Below are 10,894 nucleotides of genomic sequence, written 5' to 3' on the forward strand. Positions count from 1 at the left end.
GCGACGTCTTGCCATGGTCGACGTGACCGATCGTCCCGATGTTGCAGTGCGGCTTCGTCCGCGAAAACTTCTCTTTGGCCATTGGCTTGCGCTCGGCTCTCCGTCCACATCCGGCCCCGTGCCCGGCGACCGCAGGACTGACGTCCCGGGCCCCGAAGGACACGACGCCCAGGCGTCGTCAATTCCCCATCCCAGACAGCCGCGCCCGCCCGATCCTTGGCGACCGGGCCGGACCCGACAGCGGTGCGGGCCTGGAGCGGGTGATGGGAATCGAACCCACGTGTCCAGCTTGGAAGGCTGGCGCTCTACCATTGAGCTACACCCGCATCGCAGACCCGGCCGGCGTCACCCGGCCCTGCCGCCCCGCCGCATCGCAGCCGCAGCCTGCAGGACCCGGCCTTCGCCTCGGCTCCCGCCGGGCCGGCCCGAAGACCGCCCCTGCACCGGCGCCAAACGCGCATAGCAACCCGTTCCGGGCCGCGATATGCTGTCCAGGACTGCCGGACAATATTCAAGACGCGGAAAAGATCAAGGCTTTTCGGCCGGGGCGGTGCGTGCTGGCGAAAGCGTGAGGCGGCGGCGGTGTCGGGGCCGTCGGTGTCTAAGCCGTCTGCGCGAACTGCAAGCCTTGCCCGGGTGGGCCGGCGGCTTGCCGGGCCGAAGCTCGCGGCAACGAATGCCCGCCTTCGCCCCTAGGGGCTCCGGCGCGGCAGCCTTCCCTCGCTGCGCGAGCGAAGGCTGGTGGAGGGGGTTGGATTCGAACCAACGTAGGCGTTCGCCAACGGGTTTACAGCCCGTCCCCTTTAGCCACTCGGGCACCCCTCCAGTCACAACCGCACAACCGGCGGGTCCGGGCGATCGCTTGCGCCGCACCGGCCCCTCTTGCGCCTGTCGCGAAGAAGCGGCTGATTACAGAACTGCCGCGCCTCCTGTCAACCGGATCCTTTCCGGCCGGCGGCGGCGCAGGCGGAACCTGGGGGCGCCGCGGCGCCCGAAACCCGGCCATCCGAGCGAACCCATGTCCTCTTCCCGTCGATCCGGCCCCCGCACCACCCCGTCCCAGGCACCGCGCCGCAACCGCGGCGCGGGCCACCGCGATGCGGGGGCGCCGCATCGGGGCGATGCGGACGCGCCGCACAGGGGCAATGCCGGCGCCCCGCGCAGGGGCGGCCGCAAGGGCCCTGCCGCGAAGCCCGCCGGCGGCACCTACTGGCTCTATGGCCGGCATGCAGTGCAGGCCGCCATCGACAACCCGCAGCGCCGCATCCAGCGGCTGCTGGCGGCGCCAAAGGCGGCAGCCGGCCTGCGGCTGGCGCAGGGACGGCAGGTCGAGCCGGCGGAGATGCAGGATCTGGCGCGGCTGCTGCCCCCCGGCGCGGTGCACCAGGGCATCGCAGCGCTGGTGGAGCCGCTGCAGCAGCCCGCCCTGCGCGACTGGCTGGCCGGTGGCGGCGGCGGCGGTGGCGCTGGGGCCCGCGCGGTCATCGTCCTGGACCAGGTCACCGATCCCCAGAATGTCGGCACCATCCTGCGCTCCGCCACCGCCTTCGGCGCCGCGGCCATCGTCACCACCGCCGCCCATGCGCCGGAGGAAGGCGGGCCGCTGGCGAAGGCAGCGAGCGGTGCGCTGGACATGCTGCCCTATCTGCGGGAACCGAATCTGGCCCGCGCCCTGGAGCAGCTGGCGGAGGCCGGATTCTGGCGTATCGCGCTGGATGCGGACGGTGACGAGACCCTGGCCGCCGCCCGGCCGCAGGACCGGCCCGTGGCCCTGATCCTGGGGGCGGAAGGCAGCGGCCTGCGCCGGCTGACCCGCGCCCACAGCGACTGCATCGCGCGCCTGCCGATCGCACCGGCGATCGGCAGCCTGAACGTCGCGCAGGCCGCCACCGCGGCCCTGTACGAACTGGCGCGGACGGGGCTGCCGGGGGGCGGCGGGCAATGACGGCTGAGCCGCACGGGATTGTCAGCCAGCGCGGGAAGCCTTATTGCTCCGGTCGATGGTTCGGGGAGACGTGCCGGATTAGCACAGCTGGTAGTGCAGCGCTCTTGTAAAGCGAAGGTCGCGGGTTCGAATCCTGCATCCGGCACCACCCCCCGGACCGTCCGGCCCAGTCACGGCGTTCAGCAGACCGCGGTCAGTCCTGCAGATCCCGCTTGGTCACCCGGAAACGCCAGCCATCGGACAGCCGCTCGCCGGCGACCGCATGGCCCGCCTGGCGGCAGAAATGCGGGATGTCCACCGCCGCCAGCGGATCGTCCGCCAGCACGACAAGCACCCCGCCCGGCGGGAGGCCGCGCAGCGCCGCCTCGGTCCGCAGGACGGGAATCGGGCAGCGATGGCCGGTCGTATCCAGGCATCGCTCCGCTGCCGGCACGGTGCGGTCGCCGGTGCTGTCCGTCATGATCCCCGCCATGAAATTCGGGACGCTCTCCCCTGCCCGGCCGCGCAGCCCCTGCCGCCGCCGCCGTCAACCGCGATCGACGATGACCGGGTCAGTCGCGATCGATATAGACCGGCACCATGCCGCGCACATGAGTCTGGTAGCGACCGCTGGGGTCGCCGAAGACCTGGAAGGTCTGATTCGGCACATATACCACTTCGCCCTCGCCGACCGCCGCGGTCGCGCCGATCTCGCCGCACCATGCCTCCGCCAGGGTTGCCAGGACCAGAAAGCCGGCGCCAACGGCGGCCAGGATCCAGGTCGCGGAGAGGTCCCGCTGCATCCTTCCCTCCTTGATGATAGAGCTTGGTCGAGCCCGGTAGTGCATTCGTCCGTGTGGCCTTGATGTCGGAAGCGGAGCCGCCGAGGGCAAGGCCTGCGGCGCAGTCGTGATGCACTGCGAAAGATTCCAGAGAAGGTCGCCGGAGATGGCGCCCGCGGGGCCGGTTGCCGGCAGCGAAGGGAGGATGGCGCGATGTGCGGCCGCTACAGCCTGACCACACCGCCGGAGGCGATGCGCCGCCTGTTCGGCTTCGAGGCGCTGCCCAACCTGCCGCCGCGCTACAACGTCGCGCCGACACAGGAGGCACCTGTGGTGCTGCCGGCCGGCGAACCGGACGGTGACGGGCTGCGCCCGCAGCGAACCCTGGCGCAACGAACCCTGGCGATGGCGCGCTGGGGCCTGCTGCCGCCCTTCGCCAAGAGCCCGGCGGACGGCGCGCGGATGATCAACGCCCGGGCGGAAACGGTCGCGACCAAGCCGGCCTTCCGCCGCGCCTTCGCAAAGCGCCGCTGCCTAGTGCCGGCCGACGGGTTCTACGAATGGCAGAAGCTGGGGGACGGGCCGAAGGCGGCGAAGCAGCCCTGGCGCATCGGCCTGAAGGGCGGCGCGCCCTTCGCCTTCGCCGGCCTGTTCGAGACCTGGCAGCCGCCACTGCCCGAAGACGTCGATGCGGAAGCCACAGCCGGCGCGCCGATCCTCAGCTTCACCATCATCACCACGACCGCGAATGCGGCGATCGAGAAGATCCATCCGCGCATGCCGGTGATGCTGGCGGAGGCCGATCACGACCTGTGGCTGTCGGGAGCGGCGGAGCCGGCGGCACTGCAGGCCCTGCTGCGCCCCTTCCCCGCCGAAGCGATGGGCTATTACCGGGTCAGCACGCGGGTCAATGCGGTGCGCAACGACGATGCCGAATGCATCGCGCCGCTCACCGCCGGCGGCACGGAGGATTGAACGGCGGCGGCCTGCCTCAGGCGGCGGTCAGGGCCGGCCCCTCGGCATCCTTCCAGCGACGCAGCACGCCGGTCTTCAGCTTTTCGAACGCCTTCGATTCGATCTGGCGCACGCGCTCCTTGGTAATGCCCAGCCGCTCGCCCAGCTGCTCCAGGGTGGCGCGGTCGTCCTGCAGCATGCGCTCAGTGATGATCATCTGCTCGCGATCGGTGAGGTCCTTGATCGCCTCCCGCAGCCAGGCGCCGCGGGTGGCGGAATCATGGCTCTCGATCGTCAGCTCCTCCGGCGTCGGGCCATTGTCCTGCAGGAAGTCCTGCCACTGCTCCGAGCCGTCCTCGCCGACCGGATCGTTCAGCGAATGGTCGCGCCCCGAAAGGCGCTGCGCCATCCGCTCGACATCCGCGGTCGACACGTTGAGCTGCTGCGCGATCTGGCTGCGGGTCTCGTCGGTCAGGCTGCCGCCGGTCTTCTCGATCCGGGCGCGCAGCCAGCGCAGGTTGAAGAACAGCGCCTTCTGCCCGGCACTGGTGCCGGAGCGGACGATCGACCAGTTGCGCAGGATGAATTCCTGCATCGCGGAGCGGATCCACCAGCTGGCATAGGTGGAGAAGCGGACATTGCGGTCATGCTCGAACCGCGCGGCGGCCTGCATCAGGCCGACATTGCCTTCCTGCACGAGGTCGCTCATCGGCAGGCCATAGCCGCGGAAGCGGGCGGCGGTCGCCACGACCAGGCGCATATAGGCGCGCACCAGTTCGTGCATCGCGCGGTCGTCCTCCTCCTCCCGCCAGCGGCGGGCGAGCTCGTACTCCGCGTCCTGGGTCAGAAGCGGCTGCTCCATCGCGTTGGCGATGAACCGCCGGTTCATCGTCGCCGTCGTGCCGGTCTCCACTGCTGTCGTCATGGCTGCATCCTCTCTGGACGCCCGGTGATAGTGAGTCGATACTAATCACTGCCAGCCGCCGTTGCAAGGGTAGTAGCGAGTCGATACGATATTGTCATGTCCGGTCCCCGATCCAATTCCGCGCGCCGCGTCGCGACCCTGATCGACCGCCTTGCCCGGCTGTCCCGCGAGCTTCAGTTCGCTGAAGGGTTAAACCCCGCACAGTGGGAAGCGTTGCGTTTCCTCGCCCAGGCGAATGCCCAGTCGCGCACGCCGGGTGCCGTGGCGGAGTATCTGGGCGCCACCAAGGGCACCGCCTCGCAGACCCTGATCGCGCTGGAGAACAAGGGCCTGATCCGGCGCGCCCGCTGCATGGCGGACAAGCGCCAGCGCGACCTGGCGATCACCGAGGCGGGCGAGGCGCTGCTGACCAAGGACCCGATCCACACGCTGGGCCTGGCCGCAGACGAACTGGCGGACGAGGATTGCCATGCCCTGGTGCGCGGCCTGACCCGGCTGCTGCACGACGTGCAGCGCGCGCATGGCGTGCGCACCTTCGGGGTCTGCGCCGATTGCAGCCTGCAATGCGTGGAGGAGGCGCCCAGCCTCGCCGGCAGCCTGCGGGGCGGCAGCCAGCTGCGCTGCGGCCTGACCGGGGAGCCGATCGACCCGCAGCGCGCCGACCGGCTGTGCATCAATTTCGCGCCACTGGCCGACGAAGCGCCGCGGAACCGCCGGGCCGCCGGCGACGACGGGGCCGACTGACAGCCACGGCCCGGCCAGGGCCATCGACCACCGAGAGCATCCCCGCCCGGCAGAACCGGTCGCTGAAGGCGGTCGCACGACCGGCCTGGATCGCCGGCAAGGACGCGCGACATCGCGCAGCAGGTGCCTGAACGCTTTCCCGGCCGGCGATTTTCGTGTTTTGATCCCGATATGTCCCAGACCGTGGATATCGCGCCCCCTGCGCCAGCCCACCCTGTCCCGGCCGCCCGGCTGCCCGCCGTGCTGCGCGACTGGTTCGCCGGCCGTGGCTGGCAGCCGCATCCCCACCAGCTGGCCGTGCTGGCGCAGGCGCAGGCCGGCCGCTCGGTACTGGCAATCGCACCGACCGGCGGCGGCAAGACCCTGGCCGGCTTCCTGCCCAGCCTGACGGAGCTGGTCGAGGCGGGCGCCACGTCGGGAGGGTCGGCGGACGGGCGGGAACTGCACACCCTCTACATCTCGCCGCTGAAGGCGCTGGCGGTCGACGTCGCCCGCAATCTGGAAATGCCGGTGGCGGAAATGGCGCTGGACCTGCGGATCGAGACCCGCAGCGGCGACACCAAGGCGTCGAAGCGCAGCCGCCAGCGCACCGCGCCGCCGCACATCCTGATGACCACGCCGGAACAGCTGGCCCTGCTGCTGAGCTATCCCGATGCCGCCCGCTTTTTCCGCCACCTGCGCTGGCTGGTGCTGGACGAACTGCACGCCCTGGCCAATTCCAAGCGCGGCGAACTGCTGTCGCTGGGCATGGCGCGGCTGGCCCGGCTGGCGCCCGGCCACCGCCGCATCGGCCTGTCGGCGACGGTGGCGGAGCCGCCGCGGCTGCAGCATTTCCTGGACCCGTCGGGCGGCGCGGCGCTGGTGCAGACCGGTGGCGGCGCCCTGCCGGAGATCACGATCCTGGCCTCCGACGCGCATGTGCCCTGGTCGGGCCATACCGCCCGCCATGCCTATGGCGAGATCTATGAAGCGATCCGCCAGGCGCGCACCGCCCTGCTGTTCGTGAACACGCGCAGCCAGGCGGAACTGGTGTTCCAGTCGCTGTGGCACATCAACGAGGACAATCTGCCGATCGCCCTGCACCACGGCTCGCTGGAAAAGGAACAGCGCCGCAAGGTGGAGGCGGCGATGGCGCGCGGCGCGCTGCGGGCGGTGGTCTGCACCTCCACCCTGGACCTGGGCATCGACTGGGGCGATGTCGATCTGGTGATCCAGATCGGCGCACCGAAGGGCATCAGCCGCACCCTGCAGCGCATCGGCCGGTCGAACCACCGCATGGCGGAGGCGAGCCGTGCCCTGCTGGTGCCGGCCAACCGGTTCGAGGTGCTGGAATGCCGGGCCGCGGTGCAGGCGGTCGCCGACGGCCAGCTGGACGGCGAGCCGCCGCGGGCGGGCGGCTACGACGTGCTGGCGCAGCACCTGCTGGGCATGGCCTGCTCCGCCCCCTTCGACGCCGACACGCAATATGCGGAGACCCTGCAGGCGGCGCCCTATGCCGACCTGCCGCGCGCGGTCTTCGACCGGGTGCTCGCCTATGTCGCCGACGGCGGCTATGCGCTGCGGGCCTATGACCGCTATCGCCGCCTGCGCCAGGCGGAGGACGGCCGCTGGACGGTGACCGGGCCGCATGTCCTGCGGCAGTACCGGATGAATGCCGGCACCATCGTCGAGGCGCCGAAGGTCAAGGTGCGGCTGCGCGGCGGCCGCAATCTGGGGGAGATCGAGGAGGCCTTCGTCGAGCAGCTGGTGCCCGGCGACACCTTCGTCTTCGCCGGGCAGGTGCTGCGCTTCGAGGGCCTGCGGGAGATGGCGGCCATCGTCACCCGGGCGCCGCTGGAGGACCCGGCGATCCCGTCCTACCAGGGCGGCAAGTTCCCGCTGTCGACCTTCCTGGCAGGCCGGGTGCGGCAGCTGCTGGCGGACTGGCGCAAGAGCCGCCTGCCCGGCCAGGTGCGCGACTGGCTGCGGATGCAGGAGCTGCGCTCGGTGCTGCCGCGGCCCAGCCAGCTGCTGGTGGAGAGCTTCCCGCGCGGCAGCCGCCACTACCTGGTCGCCTATCCGTTCGAGGGCCGGCTGGCGCACCAGACCCTGGGCATGCTGCTGACCCGGCGGATGGAGCGCAGCGGGCTGCGCCCGATGGGCTTCGTCGCCTCGGAATATGCGATGGCCGCCTGGAGCCTGCGGCCCGTGCGCAGCGCGGCCGAGGTCGCCGCCCTGTTCCACGAGGACATGCTGGGCGACGACCTGGAGGCCTGGCTTGCGGAAAGCGCATTGCTGAAGCGCACGTTCCGCAATGTCGGCGTGATCGCCGGGCTGATCGAGCGGCGCCATCCGGGCGCGGAAAAGAGCGGAAAGCAGGTCACCGTCTCATCCGACCTGATCTACGACGTGCTGCGCCGCTACGAACCCGACCATATCCTGCTGCAGGCGACCCGCGCCGATGCCGCCACCGGGCTTTTGGATATCCGGCGGCTGGGGGATATGTTGCAGCGGGTGCAGGGACGGATCCTGTTCAAGGCGCTGGACCGGGTCTCGCCGCTGGCGGTGCCGGTGATGCTGGAGATCGGCAAGGAGCCGGTCCTTGGCGCCGGGACCATGGACGACCTGCTGGGCGAGGCCTCGGAGGCCCTGATCGAGGAGGCCTGCCGGCTGTTGTGACCCTGCCCCATCCCGTTGCCGCGACGAGCGAGCGCAAGATGATACTGAACGGCGAAGTGCTGATGCCCCATCCCTCCGGCGCCATGTGGTGGCCGGACGAGCGCACCGTGATCTTCGCCGACCTGCATTTCGAGAAGGGCAGCGCGGCCGCCGCCCGCGGCGGCGCCCTGCTGCCGCCCTATGACAGCCGTGCGAACCTGGCGCGGATGGAGGCGGTGCTGCGCCGCTTCCGCCCCGACCGGGTGATCTGCCTGGGCGACAGCTTCCACGACCGCGCCGCGCCGGACCGGCTGGATGCCGGCGACCTGCACCGCCTGCGCGCCCTGATGGACGGCTGCGACTGGCTCTGGATCACCGGCAACCACGACCCCGAGGTGCCGCACTGGCTGGGCGGGCGCAGCGCGGCAGAACTGCGGCTGGGCCGCCTGGTGTTCCGCCACGAGCCGCAGGACGACCCCGCCACCGGGGCGCCGGAGCGCGGCGAGGTGGTCGGCCACTACCACCCCAAGGCGCGGGTGCAGGTGCGCGGCCGCGCCTTCTCCCGGCGCTGCTTCGCCACCGATGGCGGGCGCCTGGTGATGCCGGCCTTCGGCGCCTATACCGGCGGCCTGGACGTTCTGGATCCGGCCTTCCGGTCGGTGCTCGCCGAGGCCTTCCATGCCTGGATGCTCGGCGCGCAGGAGGTTTTCCCGGTGCCCGCGGCCCGCCTCGTGCCCATTGCCTGACCCGGCCCCTTCGCGAGCGTCCCGCATGAGCGCCCCAAATGAGCGTCCCCATTGAACGTCACTGACGGCGAAGGCTCGCGTCTGGCCGGAATCCTGGGCGCGCTGGCCGCGCTGCTGATCTGGTCCGGCTTCATCCTGACCACCCGCTGGGGCCTGCGCGGGCCGATCCAGCCGGCCGACATGCTGATGCTGCGCTTCGGGGTCAGCGGCCTGATCATGCTGCCCTTCTTCATCCGACGCGGCTTCGCCGGCCTGCGCTTCTGGCAGGTCATGACGATGGCGCTGCTGGCCGGGGTCGGCTTTTCCTGCCTGTCCTTCTTCACCGGCTTCTCGATGGCGCCGGCGGCCCATGCCGGGGTGCTGCTGCCGGGCATGCTGCCCTTCTTCACCTCGATCCTGGGCGCGCTGTTCCTGGGCGAGCGGCTGCGGGGGATGCGGCTGTTCGGCCTGGGGCTGATCTTCGCCGGCATCGCCGCGCTCGGCTGGTCCAGCATCTCGTCCGACACGCCGGGCCAGTGGATCGGTGATCTCGGCTTCATCGGCGCCAGCCTGTCCTGGTCCATCTTCACCGTGCTGATGCGGCGCTGGAACGTCAGCCCGGTGAACGCGACGATGCTGATCTGCGTGCCCTCGATGGTGATCTACACGCCGGTCTACCTGGCCTTCCTGCCGGTCCACCTGCACGAACTGCCCTGGACCTGGATCGCCTTCTACGGCGTCTATCAGGGCCTGTTCGCGGTGGTGCTGTCGGTGATCGCCTTCGGCATCGCGGTGCGCAATATCGGCGCCACGGCGGCGGCCAGCATCACCTCCGGCGTGCCCGCCATCGCCACCGTGGCGGCGATCCCGCTGCTGGGCGAGGTGCCGACCCCGGTGACGGCGATCGGCGTCGCGCTGGCAATCTGCGGCATGCTGGTCTCCGTCCAGGCGGTGCGGCGCGGGCCGGCCGTATCGCTGCGCCACTCCACCGCCGGCGACTGAGCGGATCCCCCGACACCGTGACCGTCGCCGACGGAGAGGGCTCGCGCACGATCGGCATCGCCGCCGCCCTGGCCGCGCTGCTGATCTGGTCCGGCTTCATCCTGACCACCCGCTACGGCCTGCGCGGGCCGGTGCAGCCCTCCGACATGCTGATGCTGCGCTTCGGCATCAGCGGCCTGATCCTGCTTCCTGTCTTCGTCATGCGCGGCTTCGCCGGCCTGCGCGCCTGGCAGGTGCTGGTGATGGCGCTGCTGGGGGGCCTGCTCTATTCCAGCCTGTCCTTCGTCGGCTTCGGGCTGGCGCCGGCGGCGCATGCCGGGGTGCTGCTGCACGGCATGCTGCCCTTCTTCACCGCGATCCTGGGGGCGCTGTTCCTGGCGGAGCGCCTGCGCGGCCTGCGCATCCTGGGCCTGGGCCTGATCTTCTGCGGCATCGCCGCGCTGGGGATCTCCAGCCTGACCGACGATGCGGGCAGCCTGTGGCTCGGCGACCTGGGCTTCCTGGGCGCCAGCCTCTCCTGGTCGGTCTTCACCGTGCTGATGCGGCGCTGGAACCTGTCGGCGATCGACGCGACGATGCTGATCTGCGTGCCGTCGATGGTGATCTACACGCCGATCTACCTGGCCTTCCTGCCGGTCGGCCTGGGGGAGATGTCCTGGGGCTGGATCGCCTTCTACGGCATCTACCAGGGGGTGCTGGCGGTGGTCGTCTCCATCGTCGCCTTCGGCACCGCGGTCCGCCATATCGGCGCCACGGCGGCCACCAGCGTGATCGCCGGGGTGCCCGCCATCGCCACCGTGGCGGCGATCCCGCTGCTGGACGAGGTGCCGACCCCGGTCACCGCGATCGGCGTCGGCCTGGCGATCTGCGGCATGCTGGTCTCGGTGCATGCGGTGCGCCGCGGGCCCGCGGTGTCGTTGCGCTACGGCAAGTGAAAGCCCTCACTACAGCGACAGCGGCAGTTCCAGATGGTCGCGGTAGATGCGGTCACGGTGGCGCAGCAGGACCGGGTCCAGCGCCGCGTCGGTGACCGGGTCGCGGGTTTCGAACGCCGCCCTTGTGCCCGGGTCCATGGCGCAGAGCGCCTCCGGCAATGGGCGGAACAGGGCCATGAAGGCGGCGCTGTAGATGTCGACGGCGGTCAGGCCGGCGCCCAGATAGTAGCCGGAGCCGTCGGCCGCCTGCGCCCGCAGGCGGGCCG

11 protein-coding genes and 3 tRNA genes are annotated in these 10,894 nt (G+C 71.0%); 8 read left to right on the forward strand and 6 right to left on the reverse strand.

The window, feature by feature from the left end; all coding sequences use genetic code 11:
- Window positions 1-252: 252 nt before the first annotated feature.
- Together ACFOGJ_RS26300 and ACFOGJ_RS26305 are read right to left on the reverse strand one after the other, a co-directional pair.
- Window positions 253-326 (reverse strand) — tRNA-Gly (locus tag ACFOGJ_RS26300).
- 413 nt (window positions 327-739) lie between these two features.
- Window positions 740-825 (reverse strand) — tRNA-Tyr (locus ACFOGJ_RS26305).
- 193 nt (window positions 826-1,018) lie between these two features.
- Here ACFOGJ_RS26305 and ACFOGJ_RS26310 point away from each other — a divergent pair.
- Both ACFOGJ_RS26310 and ACFOGJ_RS26315 read left to right on the forward strand, forming a co-directional pair.
- Window positions 1,019-1,945, forward strand: a complete 927-nt coding sequence (locus ACFOGJ_RS26310; protein WP_379906241.1) for a TrmH family RNA methyltransferase — start codon at window positions 1,019-1,021, stop codon at window positions 1,943-1,945.
- A gap of 72 nt (window positions 1,946-2,017) precedes the next feature.
- Window positions 2,018-2,093, forward strand: a tRNA-Thr gene (locus ACFOGJ_RS26315).
- A 45-nt stretch (window positions 2,094-2,138) separates the two neighbouring features.
- Here ACFOGJ_RS26315 and ACFOGJ_RS26320 read toward each other — a convergent pair.
- Both ACFOGJ_RS26320 and ACFOGJ_RS26325 read right to left on the reverse strand, forming a co-directional pair.
- Window positions 2,139-2,405 carry a sulfurtransferase TusA family protein gene (locus ACFOGJ_RS26320; protein ID WP_379906242.1) on the reverse strand — a complete coding sequence of 89 codons (267 nt, stop codon included), beginning with the start codon at window positions 2,403-2,405 and terminating at the stop codon, window positions 2,139-2,141.
- 91 nt (window positions 2,406-2,496) lie between these two features.
- On the reverse strand, window positions 2,497-2,727 hold the full coding sequence (locus ACFOGJ_RS26325; RefSeq protein ID WP_379906244.1) for a hypothetical protein: 231 nt from the start codon (window positions 2,725-2,727) through the stop codon (window positions 2,497-2,499).
- A 192-nt stretch (window positions 2,728-2,919) separates the two neighbouring features.
- On the opposite strand from ACFOGJ_RS26325, the gene ACFOGJ_RS26330 reads away from it, so the two are divergent.
- A complete protein-coding gene (locus tag ACFOGJ_RS26330; protein WP_379906245.1) occupies window positions 2,920-3,681 on the forward strand; it encodes an SOS response-associated peptidase in 762 nt (253 codons plus the stop codon).
- Window positions 3,682-3,697: 16 nt separating this feature from the next.
- Here ACFOGJ_RS26330 and ACFOGJ_RS26335 read toward each other — a convergent pair whose 3' ends face one another.
- A complete protein-coding gene (locus tag ACFOGJ_RS26335) occupies window positions 3,698-4,585 on the reverse strand; it encodes an RNA polymerase factor sigma-32 (protein WP_379906246.1) in 888 nt (295 codons plus the stop codon).
- A gap of 96 nt (window positions 4,586-4,681) precedes the next feature.
- On the opposite strand from ACFOGJ_RS26335, the gene ACFOGJ_RS26340 reads away from it, so the two are divergent.
- The 5 genes from ACFOGJ_RS26340 (at window position 4,682) to ACFOGJ_RS26360 (ending at window position 10,628) form a co-directional block, all read left to right on the forward strand.
- Window positions 4,682-5,329: a MarR family winged helix-turn-helix transcriptional regulator gene (locus ACFOGJ_RS26340; RefSeq protein ID WP_379906247.1), complete on the forward strand. Its 648-nt coding sequence runs from the start codon at window positions 4,682-4,684 to the stop codon at window positions 5,327-5,329.
- A gap of 171 nt (window positions 5,330-5,500) precedes the next feature.
- Window positions 5,501-7,987, forward strand: coding sequence for a ligase-associated DNA damage response DEXH box helicase (locus ACFOGJ_RS26345; RefSeq protein WP_379906248.1), 2,487 nt, complete (start codon window positions 5,501-5,503; stop codon window positions 7,985-7,987).
- A gap of 38 nt (window positions 7,988-8,025) precedes the next feature.
- Window positions 8,026-8,712, forward strand: a complete 687-nt coding sequence (pdeM, locus tag ACFOGJ_RS26350) for a ligase-associated DNA damage response endonuclease PdeM (RefSeq protein WP_379906249.1) — start codon at window positions 8,026-8,028, stop codon at window positions 8,710-8,712.
- A gap of 51 nt (window positions 8,713-8,763) precedes the next feature.
- On the forward strand, window positions 8,764-9,693 hold the full coding sequence (locus ACFOGJ_RS26355; RefSeq protein ID WP_379906250.1) for a DMT family transporter: 930 nt from the start codon (window positions 8,764-8,766) through the stop codon (window positions 9,691-9,693).
- Window positions 9,694-9,710: 17 nt separating this feature from the next.
- Window positions 9,711-10,628, forward strand: coding sequence for a DMT family transporter (locus ACFOGJ_RS26360; protein WP_379906251.1), 918 nt, complete (start codon window positions 9,711-9,713; stop codon window positions 10,626-10,628).
- 9 nt (window positions 10,629-10,637) lie between these two features.
- On the opposite strand, the gene ACFOGJ_RS26365 is transcribed toward ACFOGJ_RS26360, so the two are convergent.
- The coding region (locus ACFOGJ_RS26365; protein ID WP_379906252.1) for a hypothetical protein at window positions 10,638-10,894 on the reverse strand (257 nt) is incomplete at its 5' end.

It is taken from the genome of Marinibaculum pumilum, from assembly GCF_042646425.1.
Taxonomy (GTDB): Bacteria; Pseudomonadota; Alphaproteobacteria; order Ferrovibrionales; family Ferrovibrionaceae; genus Marinibaculum; species Marinibaculum pumilum.